Here is an 18,690-nt window from a genome sequence, read left to right on the forward strand (position 1 = left end):
TCTTTCTCCCTTTCTTGGGAGCAAACCGGGCAGGCCAGCCACCCGGCTGCCCGATTTTATACAGACTGCTTGATTTGACGAATGGTGTAAACCAGGTCATCGTCCAGAATGCGACGAATGGCTTCCGTATGTCCGAGGTCCAATGCTTGGAGAATCTGAATCCGAATCCGTTCCAATTCCTCCACCTGTTCCGAGTCAATCACATGATACTCAGGAAGTCGCAGATAATTGGTTTCCATCTACTCCATCCTCCATCTCCACATGGATTTCCTCATCCAATCGCTCATTGTCCAGTCCCAAATCCTGATTTCCTTCTTGGTCTGAGGCAATCTGCTGGTCCCTGGAGGATGTGGTTTCAACTGGTTCTCCAGCTTCCAAATTGTCATCAGATTCTTGACTGGAAGATGTCGCTTGTTTTTCTTTGAATTCATTGACGGCTCTCACGATTTCAATTTCTGTTGCATTGCTCAAGGAATTGTTCTTATCCTTGCTCAAGAACTTGTTGATATCCGCGAATTCTTCATCCGTGACATCCGCTCGACTCGATTTTTTCGTGAAGGCGTACACGATGGCTTTTTGCCTTTTGGTGGTGATCTTCTTTTCACCACAAATTGCAAAGAAACGTCTTCTCTGCGCTCCATTTCCTTTTTGTTGTTTCGTTTCTTCTTGGTTCTCTTCCGCCAGTTGGTTCCACGCAGCCAAGTCTTTTTGCTTGGAAGGCTGTTGCTCGTGTCGATTCAGCTTTTTGAACTGGGATTTTGGTTGCTTCTGTTTATCACTTACGGGCTGAACCGGAACCGCATCACTATCCTCATCTGCTGCAAGTCCTAAGGCCAGGCTTAGAGAGTACCGTCTGGCGTAGGTAATGGCTGATCCTTGCTTTTGCGATGCCGTATTGGTTTGATTCCTCTCGTCTTCTTTCACCGGGATTGGTTCAAACTCAATCATTTCTCCCGATTCGTGAACCAGAATCGTGTAAATTCCAATAACCTTGTTGTTCTCATCCCGTACAGCGTTTTGAAACCAACCTAAGCCACTTTCTTTCATAGGTTGACGAATCACATCTGCAATGTCGGCCAAATCTGCATACTTGTACGAGTAAGATCCTCCGTTCTTGGTATGAATCGTAGCTGTTTGATTTTTGGGCGGGTTTTTTACCAGTCCTTGAAACTTCACAAAGGCCGCGAGAATATTGGTGTTGTTTTCGGCGAATTTCATTACTCGCTCACCTCGTTTTATTTGGCACATGTACATCAGCCAAAATACCGTCCGTTGGAGGGATAACGATTCCCTCCGTTGACCTCCAGTCTGTCGATCTGTTAGACTAGAGGTATCCAAATTTCTTTTTTAAGCTCGCTTGTCGCCACAAGCGGGCTTTTTGCTTTCACCATCATCTCTCTTAAACCACAAAACCACCCCCTTTCAGTACCCAAAATCTAGCCATGATTTATCGAAGCTTGACTATTCAGCCATTCCTCCAAGGCTTTCCGGGGAATCAGAAATCTCGTTCCAGCCCGAACCTTTGGAAAATCCGGACGACAAAGGAAATGCTCTCTTAACGTAGGTACAGATACTTGCAGTTGCTCAGCAGCTTGTTTAACCGTTAAAGCTAAAGGTTTATCTTCCAGCTCCTTGGTTTCAACAATTTCGATCATCCGCTCAAGAATATGTAATAGTTCACGCGATTTATCCAATTGCGAATTTGACGATGATGGGATTGTCATTTGCCCTAGTCGCAATGTACCTCACCTCTCTGAGTTCCCGTGGAACGTAACGGATAGACTTTTACATAGAGCTCGTCCAAACTCACTTGAAACAAATCAGCGATCATGATTAAATGCTCCGCTTTCATCTGGCATCTGCCTTTTTCAAGGTAGTGGTATCCAAGCACACTTTTATATCCTAGAAACTTTGACATAAACTCTTGGCTAAACCCCTTGTGAATCCTAAGTCGTTTGATCTTTTTAAGATCAATCAGGACATCACAGGTTTGCATAGGTTTACTCAGAACAATCACCACCCTTCCATTAAGGAATGTGGATATTTCCGTTTTGTCATTATATCTATATCCTACTTTCCGTTATGGCAAATGTCAAGTAAGAAAACTTACGTAATGGCATTTGTCTCTATTGATTTTACCTTTTCGGTTATGTATAATTTCCGTATCGGAATTACCAAAATGGCAACTTCAATCCGATCAAGGGAGGTGAATACTATGTCAATTTTAGGGGATCGCCTCAGACTGGCTAGAAAAAGAAAAGGTTGGACACAAGCTCAACTCGCATCTGCACTTGGTGTGAAAGAATCCACGGTAAATCGCTACGAAAATGGTGGAAGACAGCCAGATTTCGAGCAGCTTACCAATATCGCAAATCTTCTTGAAGTATCTCTTGAATATCTTGCTGGTCGCTCTGAAAATCCAAAGATTCCTGAGAGAGAGAATGACAAGGACCATGTATTTGATGAAATCGATACTTTATGCCTTCATCAACTTGGCGATTACACGAAAAAACTGCCCCCACAAGCGCAGGAGCAGTTACGCGAAATCATTATTGCCTATTTGAAGACATATCCCAGAAAGGTTGATTAACAAAAAACTTTAATCAATTGGACAAAAAATCAACAAACGCTCCGAATAAAAGTAGTAATACCTGTTTGTATGTAATATTTTATATACAAACGGTATCTATTACTTTTACTGTACAGGAGGCGGATATCGGATGTCATTGGACTTATTTAACATTGCGAATCAAGAAGGCATTGAAATTTGGTACAAAGAGTTAGATCCGCCCCTGGAAGCTATCTATTTGAATTCATTGAATCGCCCACCCTTGATCGTATTTGCCAACAGAATTGTTCATAATGACCCGTATTTCCGATGTATTTTTGCGGAGGAACTGGGACATCACTTTACATCTTGCGGCATAGCCGTCTGCCATCAACGGCTTAACAACCGGAAAGCAATAGAGATCGGTCGGATCGAGTTTAGGGCTATGCGTTGGGCTGCGGAATTCTTAATTCCATTCAAAAAGCTCATACGTGCTTATTCTAAGGGGATTACCACCTTCCATGAATTGGCTGATTATTTCCAAGTAACTGAAGAAATGGTTCAATTTCGATTTAAGTTACTTAACATCCGAAGAATGGGTTCAACAGATGTTTTATAGTCAACAAAATAGATATTTCTATCAGCAAAGATAAAGAAAAACTATCCGGGGAAACGATCATGATTCTTTATGCATGTGATCAATGTGAGAGAAAGAAAAAGAGCTTGGTTTTACCGGAGAACTGGATTACAATGCTAACCAAGCTCCCCAACACCTATGCAGAAAACCACTTTTGTTCTTGGGAGTGCCTTGCAAGATACAGAAATAGTGAAAAGAGTCTGAGCCATAGGTAGGGGAGCTTAGTATCTGATTGGTAGGGGGAACTGTATGAAAGGACATGTTCGTAAGAGAGGGAGTAAATGGTGCTTTGTATTAGATATTGGACAAGACCCACAAACAGGCAAGCGGAAGCAGAAATGGTTTAGCGGGTTTAAAACTAAAAAAGAAGCCGAAAAAGCACTGATCCAAAAAATTCATGAACTTGAGCAGGGGACCTTTGTTGAACCTGCTAAAACAACCTTAAAAGAATATATGGAACGGTGGCTAGAAGACTACGCAAAGACTGCTTTGAGACCATCAACGCTTCAAACGTACAAAACCTATATCAATGCACATATTATTCCCACTTTAGGTGCGATCACTTTACAACAGCTTCAACCTATGCATTTGCAACGCTTTTACAATGAGAAGCTCACAAATGGAAGGGTTGATGGGGAAGGGGGTTTATCACCGCACACAGTAAGATACCTTCACGTAATTCTTAAAGAAGCACTAGGTCATGCAGTAAAATGGCAATTGCTCAGTCGAAATGTTGCAGACTTAGCTGATCCTCCAGCTCTTGGAAAAAAGGATATCATCACATTGGAACCTGAAGAAGTCACTTTGTTCCTTGACCACGCAAGAAAAGATCGATTATATATAGCATTTCTTCTCGCGATCACAACCGGGCTACGAAGAGGCGAAATCCTTGGGCTACGGTGGAAAGACATCAATTTTGAGGCTAAAACTGCAAGTATAAGAAAGAATTTAGTAGTAGTGAATGGGAAGCCAGTATTACAAGAGCCTAAAACCAAAGGCAGCATTCGTTCAGTTTCCCTTCCGTCTACTACGATCGAAGAGTTAAAGAAGCACAAAAGAATACAGAACCAAGAAAAATTACTAGCAGGTGCGGGTTACCAGGATAATGATCTGATTGTGGCAACATCGGTCGGAACCCCGGTCAGCCCAAGAAATCTTCTAAGAAGCTTCTACAGAATCATAAAAAAAGCCAATCTACCTGATATTAGGTTTCATGACTTGCGGCACACACATGCCACCCTAATGTTAAAACAAGGGGAGCATCCGAAAATTGTGTCCGAAAGGCTAGGCCATTCAAATACACGAATCACAATGGACATTTACAGTCATGTTCTCCCTAATATGCAACAGGAAGCCGTTGATCGATTCGAAAAAATGTTCCTCGAAAACAGCAAGATTTCCAAAGTAAATCGCCATTGAGTGTATGTTTGCAAAATGTTTGCAATCAGCACTCTCCTCGACTATCCCCCGCCTTACATAATAAGAAAAACCCCTGAATTCTCAAGGGTTTTGGTTGGTGGAGCATAGCGGGCTCGAACCGCTGACCTCTACACTGCCAGTGTAGCGCTCTCCCAGCTGAGCTAATGCCCCGCGATATGCATTTTTGCGTCGAATCGAACTGACAGTTATAAATATAACTCATCCGCATTTGAAAGTCAAGCATCTTTCCCCAAAAAATTTTTCTCTTTTTTAAGCAAGATCCGGGCTCAAAAAGCTGGCTTTTCCCGTTTATGGCTGTTCTCCAATAAATCTTCACGACGACTGTGAAAAAATTCAATTCTTATTCACATCTTTCTTCGTTCAACCATTATACAATCATTTAGTAAGGTCGTTAAATTGCTCTTTGACATATCATTTTTTGGAAATCACTTTGATTTTCGTCAGGGCTATGCTCTGTTTTTTTGTCAACTATTGTTCAAACTAACATTGAGGTGAACCTATATGCGCCGAATCCTCGCCATTGGGTCCTTTTTTCTCGGTATGAGCCTGTTCCTGTCAGGATGTACTACTGATCAAGCGGACCAAGTACATAATGAGCAACAAAAACATCCTTCTTCGGCTGAAACGAATCATCCTCAGGATCAAAAACAATATGCTTCCGGAAGCAAACAAAATGCGGATCAGCAAAAACCAAGCAAACCGGCCGTAACCAATCCGATTCCAAAATACGAGTTCACCCCGGTCAATCCGGATACATTGGACCAAAAACAATCTGAAGATCTGGCGCGCCTCAAGGATCAATCGGTGATCTTTAACAGTTCGCGCAAAATAAAAAAGGTCGCCCTGACATTTGATGACGGGCCTGATGATCAATACACCCCGCAAATTTTGGATATTCTAAAGGAAGAAAATGTGCATGCCACTTTTTTTGTCGTTGGAAAAATGGCTCACAAAAACCCTCAGATGTTAAAACGCATTGTGTCAGAGGGCCATATAATCGGAAACCATACATGGGATCATCCGCTGATTCCGAAGCTTACGCAAAAACAGCTGGAAAGTGAACTGGAACGGGCCGACCAAGAAATCTATAAAATCATCGGCTACAAGGTTCATTTTTTCCGTCCCCCCTATGAAGCGATCCATGGCGGAAAAGAACAAATCCTGGCCAAAGGTTACCAGATTATCGATTGGGACGTGGATACAGAAGATTGGAAAGCAGGGCGCACACCGGAAGGCATTTATCAAACGATCGTCAAAGAGGTGCAACCCGGGAGCATCATCCTGGAGCATTGCGCCGGAGGTGATCGCAGTGCAACCGTCAAATCGCTGCGAAAAACGATTCAATATCTGAAAAACCAAGGATATGAAATCGTCACTCTGGATCAACTGCTGCAAATTCCAGCCTATGAGAACACACCGACAAAAGAAAACACTCCTCCCGCAGACGGAAGAGTGTAATCCCGGCACTTCCCGCAAAAGGGGAGTGCTTTTTACTTTTTTTCCCCGGCTAAAAACTCCATCCGTTCATTTAAGCAATTGAGCAAAGCTTTCTGCCGGTCTCCATCCTCCTGTTCGTGCGCGATCAATTCGCCAAACCGAATCACGATTGTCTTCCCTTTAAAAAGATCTCCCAACCGCAGCGACTCCGGACCTTCATAAACCGCCGGGAGAATGGGCACTTTCGCCCGGTCGGCCAAGTACGCCGCCCCTCTTTTCAAAGGTACTGATTCCTTGGTCCGGGTACCGCTGGGGAAAATCCCCACCACTTCTCCTTTTTTAAGTAAGCGAATCGGCGTTTTCAGGGAACTGGGGCCGGGTTGATCCCGGTTGACGGGAAAGCTGTTCAATTTGCCCAAAAACCAGGCGACAAGCGGTATCTTGAACAATTCAATTTTTGCCATATAGTGAATCGGCCTCGGAATGGAAACACCGAGCGCAATAATATCCAACCAGCCCGTGTGGGTGCAGGCCAAGACAAAGCCTCCTTCGGCTGGAACGTTCTCTGCTCCCTCAACACGAATGCGATAGAAAATTTTTAAAATGGTTGTAGCAATGATTTTCGCAAATGAATACATGGCTCCTCCTTTATCCGGATGACACAAGTGACTTTTGTTCTTACTCTTACAGTAACAGGGATTCCCAATTATGCAAAGAGGTAAATCAAAAATAAAAGGCCAATCCCTGCAATTCATACAGGAATTGGCCTATCAAGGGGTAGCTTCGTGGTAAAGTGGGAAATTCAAATTACATCAGGAAATGGTTATGCCATATTCTTTGATCCAGGAATTCACTTGAATCAAATACTCCAGTGCTTTGACGATCTGTCCTTCGTCGACGCCGGCTTTGCCATCGATCAACGCCTGCACGTTTCGTCTGTTGACCAGGGAGTAGATCGGGGAGTTATGGTCAGCCAGGATATCGTTGGCCCAGCGGATAATCGCTTGGTAATAAACAGGGTTTTGCGCAGTCGGATAGGCGCTTTTTCTGCGATAAAGCACATCGTCAGGCAGATAACCTTTCAGTGCACGCCGCAAAATCCCTTTTTCAATGTTATCGACTGTTTTCACCCGGTAGGGCACATTCCACAGGTACTCGACCAAACGATAATCACAGAACGGAACGCGAACCTCAAAGCCCGTGTACATGCTGGTCCGGTCTTTGCGATCGAGCATAAACGGCAGGAACCGGGTAATAAACAGGTAAGACATTTCCCGTTGCCGCGCTTCGAGATCGCCTTCTCCCTCCAAAGCCGGAACTTCGGAAATCGCTTCTGCATAGCGCGTCTGCACATAGTCGTCAGGACGGGCATAATTCAGCGTTTCCTGGGACAATAAACTGGACAAATAGCCGGTGGTGCTCACCCGCCACGGGAATGTGCCCGCATTGAGGAACTCATCCTGATGGAACCAGGGATATCCGCTGAATACTTCATCTGCCGATTCACCGGACAAGGCGACCGTGGCATCTTTTTTAATTTCCCGGAAGAGCAGGTAGAGGGACGTTTCCATCTCCCCGATCCCCGGCAGGTCACGTGCCCTTAACGGAACCAGCAGGTTTTCAAGCAATTCCTCCGAATCGAGGACAATCGTATGGTGCTCGGTTTTCACATGTTCGGAAACACGTTTTACCCACGGTTCATCGAGATCGCGATGGAGCAAATCCGTTTGGAAATCGCGATCGCTGCCGACAAAATCGAGCGAATACGTGTGCAGGGTGCGATTCTCTTTCGCCAGTTCCTTTCCGGCAATCGCCGTCAGACCGCTCGAATCCAGCCCGCCGGAAAGCATGGCCACCAGCGGCATGTCGGAGATGAGTTGGCGACGGACGGTATCTTCCAGGATTTCGCGAATTTTGGCTGCGGTTGTTTCCACGTCATCCGTATGGGGTTTGCTTTCCAGTTGCCAGTAGCGGGTCACCCGTTTGCCTTCGCGGGTAAAGGTGATCGAATGGCCGGCGCGAACCTCTTTGATCCCTTTGAATACACCCACGCCGGGCGTACGCATCGGGCCGTTTCCGAAAATCTCCGCCAATCCGTCTGCATCCAATTCCGGTTTCACTTCCGGATGTGCCAGGATCGCCTTGATCTCGGACGCAAACAGGATCATGCTTCCCTTTTCCGTGTAAAACAGCGGTTTCACGCCCAGGTGGTCACGTGCCAAAAACAGTTTTTGGTTCGCATCGTCCCAGATGGCAAAGGCAAAAATCCCGTTCAGGTGCCGTACGCAGTCTTCTCCCCATTCGAGGTAGGTGTGCAACAACACTTCGGTATCCGAATTGGTTTTAAAGGTATGGCCACGTTCTTGCAATTCTTTTTTCAGTTCAAGATAATTATAGATTTCGCCGTTGTATGTCATCGCGAAAAGACGGTCTCCCCATCGTTCCACCATCGGTTGCAGACCACCTTCCGGATCGATCACGATCAGGCGGCGGTGAGCCAGACCGGCCCGGGGTGACAGCCAAAAACCCTCTGCGTCAGGTCCGCGATTTTGAATCGTTCCCGCCATTTTCTCCAGAATTTCCTTTTGACCGGAAATGTCATTTTCCCAATCGATCCAGCCGGTAATTCCACACATGTCAACCATCTCCCATCATTTACCGACTTTATTAACACGACGTTTGTTAATCAACACATCGTTTATTATAATACATGTAGTATATATTTCAACAAGCAAACTGTTTCTAACCCGTTGATTAATCGACAAAAAGGGGAATGATTGATTATAAATACATGAAAACTCCACAGGGGGATGACCATGAAAAATCAACGGAAAAAACTTGATCCCCGGGTTGTCCGTACGCGCAAAATGCTGCGTAATGCCCTGATCGAACTGATGGGGGAAAAAGGATACGATGCGATCAGCGTACAGGAAATCACCCGGCGAGCAACTTTGAACCGGGCTACTTTTTACCTCCATTACCGGGATAAAGGGGATCTTTTGATGCAAAGCATCGAGGAAATTTTGGCGGAACTGGTGGAAGGGATGCAACAATGCCGGTTGGACAGTGAAAACATCACCGATGCCAATGGAAATGTGGTTCGTCCTCTTCCTGATCTGGTCTATGTCTTTGAGCATGTCGCCAAACACCAGCAGTTTTACAAAGTCATGCTTAACATGAACGGACAACAACGCTTTTTGTTTCGCCTGCTTGATGTATTTGCCGATATTTTGAATGAACGCCTCAATCAAAGTACGGCCTATGATATACAACCGGCTGTTCCCAAGGAAATTCTCATCCATTATGCCGCCTCCGCTTACCTCGGCGTCATTGCCTGGTGGTTGAGAAACAACCTCCCTTATCCTCCGGAATACATGGCCATGCAATTGACGCGGTTACGGATACAGCATCTGAAAATCGGACAATTTCCGCATCATCACAGATAAAAGACCGGTTACTCCGGTTAAAACCAGGGCTAAAAATTACACCAAGAGCAAATGATTCAAAAACTATACATTGTACCATTTTCATGCTATCCGCTATGATAAAAATGAATTCAGTTTTTTCCATAATAAATTCACCAAAACCCGCTTGAATTTCCAAAAGAGGGGGGTGGCGAGAATAGAAGGAATCCAGGCAGGCACTTTATCCAGAAAAGAAAAATACAAACAGGAGCGCATGCATCCCATTGTCCTGTTTTTGTTGTTCGGGACGGCTTTTACGCGGATGGCTGTGTTTATGAGTTTGCCTTTCCTCTCTTTTTACCTTACAAAACAAATGCACCTGGAAGTTTTGCAGGTCAGCACCGTCTTGGGAATGGCCGGTTTGGGAGGCGCAATCGGTGGGCTCATCGGAGGACCTCTCTCCGATTTCTTCGGGAGGCGGTTCATTCTCTGGCTTTCGATGATTTTGTGGACTTTCGTCTTCTTCGGTTTTATGTTTGCCAGGGATTATTACAGCTTCATCGGTTTAAGCCTGGCACATGGGCTGAGCCGTTCTTTTTTTGATCCGGCATCCCAGGCGCTGATGGCCGATCTGACGATAGAGTCCAAGCGGTTAAAAATTTTCGGATATCGGTATACTGCACTCAATGTCGGAATGGTTACCGGTCCGCTGCTCGGAACCTACTTATATGAATGGGTGGGGATTTATACCTTTTTCTTCACCGGAATCGCTTTTGCCCTTTACACGCTTCTCCTGATCGTGACATTGCGTAACTATCAGCAACAGACCAGATGGTCCCGGCCAAAGGAGTCGACACGGTTTTCCAGTTTTGTCCGGGTGCTGGCACGGGATCGGTCACTCGGGTATTACATCATGGGCAGTTTGTTGTTTTATATCGTTTATTCACAGATGGAAACAAACTTGCCCATTTATCTTTACAGCCTTTTAAGCAACGGTGAAAATGTCTATCCCCTCCTGATCGCCATTAACGCGTTGATGGTCATCTTATTGCAGGGGCTGGTAGCCAGCTGGGCCGAGAATAAAAACCCTCTGAGCAGCGTGATCCTGGGTTGCTTTATTTTCGCGCTGGGGTATGCCTCGTTTGCAATCGGAAAACACGCTTCTTTTTTTATCATCGGCATCGTATTGTTCACCTTTGGTGAAATGCTCATCTTTCCGATTACAAACAAGATGATCGACCAGCTGGCGGACGACCGCTACCGAGGAGCCTATTACGGAATCGGCAACCTCGCCCAGGCCGGTCTCTTCCTGGGACCGATGATTGGCGGCTGGATGTTCAAGCAGGTGGGAGCACCGCTCACCTGGTGGGTGATTGTCATCATCTCCCTGCATATCATCTGGTTTTATGCCATGGGATACCGGCGATACCGGCAAAAAAGCGGAGTGGGAATTGCCCAGATTGTCTATCGCGTGCTGTATGATCTCAGGCTCGCTTCTCTGATCAAGTTTTCCTATAAGATGATTCCTTTAATCTCCTTGCTGCTGGGAATCCTCTTTATCGCTTCCCGCTATTTCGGGGACCATCTGTCCTTCATGCGCTTGATTGATCTCTTTTCCACTTTATGATCCTGCCGTGAATCCCTTGGCCCGGTTCGTTTCCCTGTGGGGCAGATCGCTCCCGGCCAACGGGATTCTTCTCTTCATAAAAAAACAAGCATAGAAAATCTCAGCTGTCTCCAGCAGTGATCTTCTATGCCTGCTCCCGTCTGCCGTCATCTGCAATCCGAAGGATTCGTTTCGCTGCTCCTCACTTTCCAGAGCAGTCCAATCACAATGACCAATACAGTGAGACAAACCGGCAAAAAGTCATCAAAAGCGGGAAAGGAATCGACAACCAGGCGCCGGAAGATTTTGTCTTCCGCCATCATTTCCCCTGCGGTGTACCCCAACAATCCTCCCCCGACAATGATAATGACCGGGAAGCGTTCCATCAGTTTCATGATGAGCTGGCTCCCCCAAATGATGAGCGGAATGCTCAGCGCAAGGCCGATTATGATCAAGACCATATTTCCTTCGGCCGCTCCTGCGACAGCCACCACATTGTCCAAACTCATGACCAGATCCGCGATTAAAATTGTCCTGAACGCTTCCAGCAAACGCGAACTGCCCTGGATCTCGTGAGCATCATCCTCACCCTTTAATAATTTGATGGCGATCCAGACGAGAATCAAACTCCCCACGAACTGAACCAATGGAATTCTGAACATCCAGGCGGCGATAAACGTAAGGACAACTCTGAGCCCGATCGCTCCAAAACTCCCCCAAAACACTGCCTTTTTGCGCAACTCGGGTTTCAATCCCCGGCTGGCCATGGCAATCACGACTGCATTGTCTCCGCTTAATACAATGTTGACTAGGATAATTTTTACCAGACCGATCAAAAAAGCTGATATCATAAGGACAAACATCTCCCGGGTAGAGGTTATCGGGTGCCTGATTTTCATCGGGCGCATCGGGGCACGATTATACCATCGAACAACACCCCTGGAACCCAAGAAAAAGGTTCATCTTCGCTCCGAAGTGAACCTCCATTCATTTTACTTTTACTGCAAATAATCATGAAGACTGCATTACCAATACAATTATCCAATAAAACTATCTTAATATCAAATAAAACACCTGAACCCGTTTACGAAAAAACGGCCGCCAGGAGCACTCCCGACGGCCTTTATATCAAACTATTTTTGTTTTCGCCATATTTTGGCATAGTCGATTGGATTTAAATTGACCATATCCGCATACTCTTCTGTCAGTTGTTTTACGACAGGCAGCGGGAGGCCGGATTGGATCAATTCCTGCTCAAACCGTTTGATGGCGGTCCGTTTGCCGAGACTGCACCGGATATAAGCCGAGCTGAATTTGGTCAGTCCGGCCGCCGTTCGCCCAATGAGATGAAGATACCCCATTGCCCCTGCCTCCGTTATTGGTCAGAGGGTTTATGATTGGGCGGGTTAAACGGCGGTCTGTCATGCGGACCGAAAGGCGGTCTCCGGCCCCAATCTCTCCAGTCTTTTTGCGGGAAATAAAATTGCTTGTTTCCGGAGGAAAAATTGCGAACCAAATCTTTCAGTGAAAACATGTAATCGGATGTCATTTTAAGAGCGGCATCCTGAGGAATTCCCGCATCAATCAATTCCTTGTACAAGCTTCCGATCGCTTTGCCCATCTCACGGGCAGAATCTTCGGAATAGAGAATGTCAAACAGCTTTGTAAATACCTCCGGAACTTTATTTGACACAACCTCAAGCAATTCCGGGGCTTTTTTGGCCATAACCTCAAGAATTTCAGAGATTTCTTTCGCAGAAGGACCCGGTCTGAATTCCATAATCCCATCTCTCCTTTAATTGAATTGAAATGATGAAACAGAAGCTCAGCGTCACGGAATGAGCGCTGCAAAAATCTTCGTAAAGCCAGCCGACAGCGACCTGAAGGCAAACCGGACTGCATCCCGTCCGAGGAGAAAGGGAGAAACTGCCTGACTGAGCGCAGCCGGGATATTCCTGATCCAACCGGTACGCCGCCGCGGTGCTTGAAACTGGGCTGCCTGGATGCGCGCCCAAAGCTGATCACGAAACGCAGGATCAGGCTGTGAGCCCCACACGGAAACAGCGCTGTTTTTTACGGCAACGAGAAAGGCAAGTTCCCGCTTGCATGCATCACATTCTTTAACATGGTTGAGGGTGGACACGATTTCGGCGCTCGACAGCGTCTCAGTCAATAACCAGGGCAGCAATTCCTGCACGGTTTTACACGGTTCGCTCATCATCAGTCCCTCCTTTGCGCAATTGTTGCCGCATCCGGCCCTTCGCCTGATGCATCCGGCTTTTTACTGTCCCTTCTGGAATACCCAGCATACACTAATTTCTTTATAACTCATTCCTTCGACAAAGACGAGGTAAAAAAGCTCGGCATGGTGCGGTGGCAAGGCTGCAAGGGCGTCAGCGACGGAGAGTTCGGTCACCACCTGATCCGCAATATCCGGTTCTGAACCGCTTCGGAATTCGCCGATCTCCTCCAGGCTTTCCAATTGCGAATACCGGCGACGGGACCGCAGCCAATCAAGCAGCTTATGCCGGGCAATCGCAAAAATCCATGTCGCCACTTTCGCCTCTCCGTTATAGCGGGCGGAACTTTTCCAGATGGCCACAAAAATATCCTGCATCAAATCCTGAATGTCGGCATCATGATTTATCTGTACCCGCAGATAACCGTAGAGGCGCGGGGCAAACTCCTGATACAGTGCCGCAAACGCCCTCTGGTCTCCCATCGCCATCGCCTTTAGCCACTGCTCTGCCAGTGTGTCCGCATTTTCTCCTACGCGTTTCCCGGAAAACCCATCCCCACCACCTCCCCGTTCATTCATATAGTGAGTCGGGGCAAACCGGCTTTTGGTTCGATCAATCCAAAAAAATTTTTTCCCGTCAAAACGATATCCAGAACCAACCCGGGACTGATCACCTGAGCAACATCGGAAGAGAAATGTGCCCGCGATCCAATCATCCGCACATTTACAAAGAAAAAGCCCCGGGTTACCGGGGCAAAAACAACGATGGTGATACTACTTTTTGGCCATTAAGTACATAAAGTAGGGGGCGCCGATGATGGTTACGACGATTCCGGCCGGAATCCCGCTCGGGTCCAGTATAACCCTGCCGATGGTGTCCGCGGCAAGGAGCAAAATGGCCCCGATCATCGCCGCAAACGGAAGAAAGCGTTGATGTCGCGGTCCGACCAAGGCCCTGGCGATATGCGGAGCCATAAGCCCAATGAACGGAATACCCCCGCTTACGGATACAGAAGCCGAAGAAAGGGCGACCGCGATCAGAATAAGGAGCCGTCTGTCTCTTTCCACCCGAACGCCCAAACCGACAGAGAGATGCTCATGCAAATTCAAGATGTTGAGTAAATTCGACTTTGCCAAAGCCAACGGGACGAGCAAAAGAATCCAGGGAAGCAAAGCAAGAACAAAGATCCAATCATCCCCCCAAATTCTCCCTGCCATCCAGTTGGCAAAGAAATCATATTGCTCCCGTTGCAAACGGGTGGTCAGGATCAAAACAGCCCCGTACAGAGCCGCCGCGATTCCGACACCCGTTAAAACGAGCCGATTCGGGTCAACCCCCTCCCCTCTTTTATAAGCCATAATATATATGAAACCAGCCGTTAATATCCCTCCTGTCAACGCAAACAGGGGGAGTGCGAATAAAGAGCGGTTCGCTTCCGCTGTAAAAAACATGACATAAAAAACAACCATGAGCCCTGAACCTGCATTGATTCCCAAAATACCCGGATCGGAAAGAGGGTTTCGGGTAATGCTTTGCAGAATCGAGCCGGAAACAGCCAGCCCCATCCCGGCCAACACGGTTATAATGATTCTCGGAAGCCGGAAATCATACAAAATCAAATTTTCCCTGGCCGTTCCCTGCCCGAAAATCGTTCGCACCAATTGGGCAGGGGACAAAGAGACATATCCGGTGGCCATGCTGATCACAATCAATGCCAGAAGCAAAACCAATGCGGCGATCAGGGTAAAGCGAACCTTCTTAAGCGGGTCGAAACGGATCATGTTCATGTTCTTCCTCCCTTTCGTGCGAGATAAAGGAAGAAAGGAACGCCGATGATGGATACGATGGCGCCTACCGGTGTCTCGTACGGAGCATTGACCATTCTCGCCGCTGTGTCGGCCAGCACCATGAAGATACTCCCAAACACGGCTGAACACGGGATAATCCAGCGATAATCAGTTCCAACCAGATAACGGACGATATGCGGAGCGATCAATCCGACAAAAGAAACGGGACCAGCCAGCGAAACCGCGGCACCGGCCAGAATCAGCACAGCAACCGTCAGGACTGCCTTTGTCCATACAGTACGCTGCCCCAACCCTTTGGCCATTTCTTCCCCGAAGCTGAGGACGGTCAATCCTTTGGAAAGCATGACAGCCATCACCATGCCGACAACAATGGCCGGAAAAACAAGTTTTAATTGAAGCCAGTTTGTCCCGGAAACTCCTCCGGCCGTCCAGAAAGCAAGGTTTTGGGACAGTTTGTAATACAGGGCAATGCCTTCCGCCAAAGCGGTCAATAAGGCCGACACCGCCGCACCGGCCAGAGTGAGGCGGATCGGAGACATCCCTCCCGGCCGTAAAGATCCCAGACCAAATACCAACCCCGCTCCGATTCCGGCACCGATAAAAGAAACAATCATGATAGACAAATAGTCAGACGTGAAATGGAACGCAAATGCACAGGCGAGCGCCATGCTTGCACCGGCGTTCAAACCAAGCAAACCGGGATCTGCGAGGGAATTTCTCGTCATTCCCTGCATGATGGCTCCGCTGACCGCAAAGGCAGCCCCGACAATGGCTGCTCCCAACTCCCTTGGCAACCGGATGCCGACAATAATCTGATCCGCTTCCCTGGCAGGTTCGTAGTGTAAGATCGATCTCCATACTGTAAGAAAATCCAGATGGGCGGCTCCCACTGAGATCGCGAGCACCATCCCCCCGACCAGAATAATCAAGCCAAAAGCCAACACGGATGTTCCAATGGCCGGTCGGGAGTAAACCCGATTACCTGTTGCCTGTTTGTTTTTGGTCATCATCATTCGAATTAGTCCTTTTAATTCCTATCTTTTCTCTTTTGTCAGTGCATTTACGATAAAATCAAGTTCGTTTTCAAGCGTAATCGGGTCATTAAAATTGAAAGAGTTTGAGTCAAAGGTAATGACATGGTTCTTTTGCACAGCCGGAATCCTTTTCCAAACCTCTGTCTCCATAAATGAATTGTCTGCTGCTCCGTATCCTGTTCCCACAAACAGGTAATCTCCGGCGTACTGCGGAAGCACCTCTGCTGAGATGGCTTTATATCCCGTCCCAAAAACATCCTGCTCCACCTTTTTGGGAGCTTTGAGACCCAGAGCCTGATAGATTACCTCTGTCCCGCGGGCCCAGTTGTTTCCATATACGTAAACATCTTTTCCATAGCTCTCCAACACGGTAACCGTTGCATCGTCCCCGATGGCTTCATGAACCTTTTTCTTCGCCGCTTCGGCTTTTTCTTGCCACTCTTTCACCCACGCACGTGCTTCCTTTTCTTTGCCGACCAACTTTCCGATTTCAATATGTTGTTCGAGATAGTTGTGTTTCTCATAGGTAAAGGCGACAGTCGGGGCAATTTCGGCGTATTTCTTGAGGTTTTTATCGTTAGAATAGGCAATGATCAAATCGGGATTCAGAGCCAGCAGCTTTTCCAACGAATCATTGCCGATCACTTCCACGCGATCCAATTTGCCCTCATAAAATTTGTTTTTCTTGGGCCATTCGTTTACCGCGATCGGGGTGATTCCCAGCTTCAGCAGATTCCCGGTGTAGGATGCGGCCAACACGGCTATTCTCTTCGGATGGGCAGGCACTTTTACATCTCCCGTATCCGAATGGTAAATTTTCATATCTGAATCGGCTTGGTTCGTCTGGCCTGCTCCACCGGAACACGCCGTCAACAACCCCAACAGAATAACAAGCAAACTGAATAAAATATGTTTTTTATAAATACACATCCTGCTCATCCCTCACAAAAGATAATAAAAATCATTCTCAACAGCATATAAAAAATGATGCATGATTCCACAAACTGCCCGTGAGCTGCCAACACAACCCAGGGCTGAAAATCCGGAAGACGCGGGGAGGTCAGAAAGGACACCACGCCCCGGCCAACAAATCCATTTTGAAAAATCCTCAGATCATCATTTCTTCCTTTGAATGAAACCTCTTGATCAAATCATAAGTAAGGCACATCGGCTTTTTAGTTCTCGGGTCCAGTCCGATCTCAACATCAATGTTAAAGACACTCCTGATAACCTCCGAAGTCATCACCTCTTGCGCAGTCCCTTCCTTTATGATCCGACCCTTTTTCATGGCCACGAGATGATCAGCGAAACGGGCTGCCTGATTCAGATCATGGATCACCATCACAATGGTGCGTTTTTCTTTTTCATTCAAATATTTCAGCAACTCCAGGATCTCCAGCTGATGTGACAAATCAAGATAGGTTGTTGGTTCATCCAGAAGAATAATCTCCGTTTCCTGAGCCAATGCCACAGCGATCCAAACTCTTTGCCTCTGCCCTCCCGAAAGGGCATCGACTTGCCTGTCCCTGAAGTCGGCAATACCTGTGACCTGAAGCGCCCAATCAATTACCTCCCGGTCTGTATCCTTCAGCCTCCCCATCCCCTTTTGATACGGAAACCTGCCGTAGGAAACCAATTCCGCAACCGTAATTCCCTCCGGTGCAACAAGGGTCTGAGGCAAGATGGCCATTTTTTGCGCAATCTTCTTTGTCGATTGCTTCATCATTTCTTTCCCGTCCAGAAATACAGCACCCGACCGCGGAGAGAGGATTCGGGCCATCGCCTTCAGCAGGGTTGATTTCCCGCAACCATTCGGTCCGATGATCGCGGTAATTTTCTGATCAGGGATGTTCAGGTTTAACGTTTTGACAATCTCCTCATCGCCATAGGCTATGCTTAAATTCTCAGTATAAAGCCTGGACATCGGTTAGCCTCCCGTTTCTCTTTCCCGAACAATCGAAGAGACAGCGGCCCACTCTGCGTTCATATCCGGGCCCTTTCCTTCGCCAGCACTGAATTGATATCGATTCTCAATTTCATCTGTATTTTATTTAAAACACGGGATTATGTCAATTACTGAGAAAAGGTTATTCGCCTTCCCACTGCACCTGTACGGTATTGCAAGCTCGGGAAAAAGAAACGCAAGGCTGATTCGAGTCCCCTCAAAAAGCACCAAATATCGGGCAACGCCTCTTCATCCTCTTTTTTCCCGAATTATCCGGCTCTTTCAAACAGGAGATCCTTCATCTGTTCAAACACCATTTGAGCATCCGGTCCGGAAATGAGCAAGGTCACCTGACTGTTGACCAAACCGGTGGCCAATATGCACATGCCGAGCAAACTTCTTCCGTTGATCGTGGTATGCTGTGATTGGATTAAAATGACACTGTCAAATTGATCAATCTTCTGCACAAATTGAATCATTTTTTCCAACGGAATGCGGGATGGAATTTTGCACTGGAAGCGAAGTTCTTTCATGTAAGTCATCCCCTTTAAAAAGATTCGCAAAATGAAAAAGGAGACGCGTAAAAACCGT

At 47.0% G+C, this 18,690-nt stretch carries 22 protein-coding genes and 1 tRNA gene; 6 read left to right on the forward strand and 17 right to left on the reverse strand.

Features of this window, described 5'->3' with window-relative positions; all coding sequences use genetic code 11:
- Positions 1 to 56 precede the first annotated feature (56 nt).
- From I8U19_RS13415 to I8U19_RS17700, 4 genes are all read right to left on the reverse strand, one after another.
- The gene (locus tag I8U19_RS13415) at positions 57 to 239 is read right to left on the reverse strand and encodes a hypothetical protein (protein ID WP_033100784.1); all 183 of its coding nucleotides are present in this window, start codon (positions 237 to 239) and stop codon (positions 57 to 59) included.
- The gene (locus tag I8U19_RS13420) at positions 211 to 1,218 is read right to left on the reverse strand and encodes an ERF family protein (protein ID WP_198056157.1); all 1,008 of its coding nucleotides are present in this window, start codon (positions 1,216 to 1,218) and stop codon (positions 211 to 213) included. Before I8U19_RS13420 ends, I8U19_RS13415 begins: the two co-directional genes overlap by 29 nt.
- Before the next feature lie 218 nt (positions 1,219 to 1,436).
- On the reverse strand, positions 1,437 to 1,739 hold the full coding sequence (locus I8U19_RS13425; RefSeq protein ID WP_198056158.1) for a helix-turn-helix domain-containing protein: 303 nt from the start codon (positions 1,737 to 1,739) through the stop codon (positions 1,437 to 1,439).
- Positions 1,730 to 1,996, reverse strand: a complete 267-nt coding sequence (locus tag I8U19_RS17700) for a helix-turn-helix domain-containing protein (protein ID WP_052154149.1) — start codon at positions 1,994 to 1,996, stop codon at positions 1,730 to 1,732. Before I8U19_RS17700 ends, I8U19_RS13425 begins: the two co-directional genes overlap by 10 nt.
- 219 nt (positions 1,997 to 2,215) lie before the next feature.
- Between I8U19_RS17700 and I8U19_RS13430 the strand changes: the two genes are divergently transcribed.
- The 3 genes from I8U19_RS13430 (at position 2,216) to I8U19_RS13440 (ending at position 4,604) form a co-directional block, all read left to right on the forward strand.
- A complete protein-coding gene (locus I8U19_RS13430; protein ID WP_052154141.1) occupies positions 2,216 to 2,590 on the forward strand; it encodes a helix-turn-helix domain-containing protein in 375 nt (124 codons plus the stop codon).
- Between the two features lie 130 nt (positions 2,591 to 2,720).
- A complete protein-coding gene (locus I8U19_RS13435; RefSeq protein ID WP_052154140.1) occupies positions 2,721 to 3,167 on the forward strand; it encodes an ImmA/IrrE family metallo-endopeptidase in 447 nt (148 codons plus the stop codon).
- 267 nt (positions 3,168 to 3,434) lie between these two features.
- On the forward strand, positions 3,435 to 4,604 hold the full coding sequence (locus tag I8U19_RS13440) for a site-specific integrase (protein WP_033100782.1): 1,170 nt from the start codon (positions 3,435 to 3,437) through the stop codon (positions 4,602 to 4,604).
- Between the two features lie 95 nt (positions 4,605 to 4,699).
- On the opposite strand, the gene I8U19_RS13445 is transcribed toward I8U19_RS13440, so the two are convergent.
- Positions 4,700 to 4,775: transfer RNA gene (locus tag I8U19_RS13445), tRNA-Ala, on the reverse strand.
- A gap of 351 nt (positions 4,776 to 5,126) precedes the next feature.
- Between I8U19_RS13445 and I8U19_RS13450 the strand changes: the two genes are divergently transcribed.
- On the forward strand, positions 5,127 to 6,083 hold the full coding sequence (locus I8U19_RS13450) for a polysaccharide deacetylase family protein (RefSeq protein ID WP_232331017.1): 957 nt from the start codon (positions 5,127 to 5,129) through the stop codon (positions 6,081 to 6,083).
- 32 nt (positions 6,084 to 6,115) lie between these two features.
- On the opposite strand, the gene I8U19_RS13455 is transcribed toward I8U19_RS13450, so the two are convergent.
- Together I8U19_RS13455 and asnB are read right to left on the reverse strand one after the other, a co-directional pair.
- Positions 6,116 to 6,700 (reverse strand): lysophospholipid acyltransferase family protein, encoded by a 585-nt coding sequence (locus I8U19_RS13455; RefSeq protein ID WP_033101244.1) that lies wholly within the window; start codon positions 6,698 to 6,700, stop codon positions 6,116 to 6,118.
- A 174-nt stretch (positions 6,701 to 6,874) separates the two neighbouring features.
- A complete protein-coding gene (asnB, locus tag I8U19_RS13460; RefSeq protein ID WP_033101243.1) occupies positions 6,875 to 8,698 on the reverse strand; it encodes an asparagine synthase (glutamine-hydrolyzing) in 1,824 nt (607 codons plus the stop codon).
- 180 nt (positions 8,699 to 8,878) lie between these two features.
- Between asnB and I8U19_RS13465 the strand changes: the two genes are divergently transcribed.
- On the forward strand, positions 8,879 to 9,508 hold the full coding sequence (locus I8U19_RS13465; RefSeq protein ID WP_052154244.1) for a TetR/AcrR family transcriptional regulator: 630 nt from the start codon (positions 8,879 to 8,881) through the stop codon (positions 9,506 to 9,508).
- A 166-nt stretch (positions 9,509 to 9,674) separates the two neighbouring features.
- Positions 9,675 to 11,093, forward strand: coding sequence for an MDR family MFS transporter (locus I8U19_RS13470; protein ID WP_198056159.1), 1,419 nt, complete (start codon positions 9,675 to 9,677; stop codon positions 11,091 to 11,093).
- A 146-nt stretch (positions 11,094 to 11,239) separates the two neighbouring features.
- Here the strand turns inward: I8U19_RS13470 and I8U19_RS13475 are convergent, their stop codons facing one another.
- The 10 genes from I8U19_RS13475 to I8U19_RS13520 all read right to left on the reverse strand — a co-directional run bounded on the left by I8U19_RS13475 (position 11,240) and on the right by I8U19_RS13520 (position 18,632).
- On the reverse strand, positions 11,240 to 11,923 hold the full coding sequence (locus tag I8U19_RS13475; protein WP_198056160.1) for a TerC family protein: 684 nt from the start codon (positions 11,921 to 11,923) through the stop codon (positions 11,240 to 11,242).
- Between the two features lie 282 nt (positions 11,924 to 12,205).
- Positions 12,206 to 12,433: a hypothetical protein gene (locus I8U19_RS13480; protein ID WP_033101239.1), complete on the reverse strand. Its 228-nt coding sequence runs from the start codon at positions 12,431 to 12,433 to the stop codon at positions 12,206 to 12,208.
- Between the two features lie 14 nt (positions 12,434 to 12,447).
- The gene (locus I8U19_RS13485) at positions 12,448 to 12,852 is read right to left on the reverse strand and encodes a hypothetical protein (RefSeq protein ID WP_052154243.1); all 405 of its coding nucleotides are present in this window, start codon (positions 12,850 to 12,852) and stop codon (positions 12,448 to 12,450) included.
- Positions 12,853 to 12,903: 51 nt separating this feature from the next.
- Positions 12,904 to 13,290 carry an anti-sigma factor gene (locus tag I8U19_RS13490; protein WP_198056161.1) on the reverse strand — a complete coding sequence of 129 codons (387 nt, stop codon included), beginning with the start codon at positions 13,288 to 13,290 and terminating at the stop codon, positions 12,904 to 12,906.
- Positions 13,291 to 13,353: 63 nt separating this feature from the next.
- A complete protein-coding gene (locus I8U19_RS13495; protein ID WP_198056162.1) occupies positions 13,354 to 13,890 on the reverse strand; it encodes an RNA polymerase sigma factor in 537 nt (178 codons plus the stop codon).
- A gap of 195 nt (positions 13,891 to 14,085) precedes the next feature.
- Positions 14,086 to 15,093: a FecCD family ABC transporter permease gene (locus I8U19_RS13500; RefSeq protein WP_198056188.1), complete on the reverse strand. Its 1,008-nt coding sequence runs from the start codon at positions 15,091 to 15,093 to the stop codon at positions 14,086 to 14,088.
- A gap of 2 nt (positions 15,094 to 15,095) precedes the next feature.
- On the reverse strand, positions 15,096 to 16,133 hold the full coding sequence (locus I8U19_RS13505; RefSeq protein ID WP_198056163.1) for a FecCD family ABC transporter permease: 1,038 nt from the start codon (positions 16,131 to 16,133) through the stop codon (positions 15,096 to 15,098).
- A gap of 21 nt (positions 16,134 to 16,154) precedes the next feature.
- Entirely contained in the window at positions 16,155 to 17,084 is a 930-nt protein-coding gene (locus I8U19_RS13510) for an iron-hydroxamate ABC transporter substrate-binding protein (protein ID WP_198056164.1), read from the reverse strand.
- A gap of 178 nt (positions 17,085 to 17,262) precedes the next feature.
- A complete protein-coding gene (locus I8U19_RS13515; protein ID WP_198056165.1) occupies positions 17,263 to 18,078 on the reverse strand; it encodes an ABC transporter ATP-binding protein in 816 nt (271 codons plus the stop codon).
- Between the two features lie 290 nt (positions 18,079 to 18,368).
- Positions 18,369 to 18,632, reverse strand: coding sequence for an HPr family phosphocarrier protein (locus I8U19_RS13520; protein WP_198056166.1), 264 nt, complete (start codon positions 18,630 to 18,632; stop codon positions 18,369 to 18,371).
- Between the last annotated feature and the right edge of the window lie 58 nt (positions 18,633 to 18,690).

The sequence above is a fragment of the Thermoactinomyces sp. CICC 10523 genome (assembly GCF_016055105.1).
Classification (GTDB): domain Bacteria; phylum Bacillota; class Bacilli; order Thermoactinomycetales; family Thermoactinomycetaceae; genus Thermoactinomyces_A; species Thermoactinomyces_A daqus.

Coding starts and splice junctions, on each gene's coding strand:
- I8U19_RS13415 (WP_033100784.1), bottom strand. CDS start 239: ATGGAAACCAATTATCTGCGACTTCCTGAGTATCATGTGATTGACTCG.
- I8U19_RS13420 (WP_198056157.1), bottom strand. CDS start 1,218: ATGAAATTCGCCGAAAACAACACCAATATTCTCGCGGCCTTTGTGAAG.
- I8U19_RS17700 (WP_052154149.1), bottom strand. CDS start 1,996: ATGCAAACCTGTGATGTCCTGATTGATCTTAAAAAGATCAAACGACTT.
- I8U19_RS13430 (WP_052154141.1), top strand. CDS start 2,216: ATGTCAATTTTAGGGGATCGCCTCAGACTGGCTAGAAAAAGAAAAGGT.
- I8U19_RS13435 (WP_052154140.1), top strand. CDS start 2,721: ATGTCATTGGACTTATTTAACATTGCGAATCAAGAAGGCATTGAAATT.
- I8U19_RS13440 (WP_033100782.1), top strand. CDS start 3,435: ATGAAAGGACATGTTCGTAAGAGAGGGAGTAAATGGTGCTTTGTATTA.
- I8U19_RS13450 (WP_232331017.1), top strand. CDS start 5,127: ATGCGCCGAATCCTCGCCATTGGGTCCTTTTTTCTCGGTATGAGCCTG.
- I8U19_RS13455 (WP_033101244.1), bottom strand. CDS start 6,700: ATGTATTCATTTGCGAAAATCATTGCTACAACCATTTTAAAAATTTTC.
- asnB (WP_033101243.1), bottom strand. CDS start 8,698: ATGTGTGGAATTACCGGCTGGATCGATTGGGAAAATGACATTTCCGGT.
- I8U19_RS13465 (WP_052154244.1), top strand. CDS start 8,879: ATGAAAAATCAACGGAAAAAACTTGATCCCCGGGTTGTCCGTACGCGC.
- I8U19_RS13475 (WP_198056160.1), bottom strand. CDS start 11,923: ATGATATCAGCTTTTTTGATCGGTCTGGTAAAAATTATCCTAGTCAAC.
- I8U19_RS13480 (WP_033101239.1), bottom strand. CDS start 12,433: ATGGGGTATCTTCATCTCATTGGGCGAACGGCGGCCGGACTGACCAAA.
- I8U19_RS13485 (WP_052154243.1), bottom strand. CDS start 12,852: ATGGAATTCAGACCGGGTCCTTCTGCGAAAGAAATCTCTGAAATTCTT.
- I8U19_RS13490 (WP_198056161.1), bottom strand. CDS start 13,290: ATGAGCGAACCGTGTAAAACCGTGCAGGAATTGCTGCCCTGGTTATTG.
- I8U19_RS13495 (WP_198056162.1), bottom strand. CDS start 13,890: ATGAATGAACGGGGAGGTGGTGGGGATGGGTTTTCCGGGAAACGCGTA.
- I8U19_RS13500 (WP_198056188.1), bottom strand. CDS start 15,093: ATGATCCGTTTCGACCCGCTTAAGAAGGTTCGCTTTACCCTGATCGCC.
- I8U19_RS13505 (WP_198056163.1), bottom strand. CDS start 16,133: ATGATGATGACCAAAAACAAACAGGCAACAGGTAATCGGGTTTACTCC.
- I8U19_RS13510 (WP_198056164.1), bottom strand. CDS start 17,084: ATGTGTATTTATAAAAAACATATTTTATTCAGTTTGCTTGTTATTCTG.
- I8U19_RS13515 (WP_198056165.1), bottom strand. CDS start 18,078: ATGTCCAGGCTTTATACTGAGAATTTAAGCATAGCCTATGGCGATGAG.
- I8U19_RS13520 (WP_198056166.1), bottom strand. CDS start 18,632: ATGAAAGAACTTCGCTTCCAGTGCAAAATTCCATCCCGCATTCCGTTG.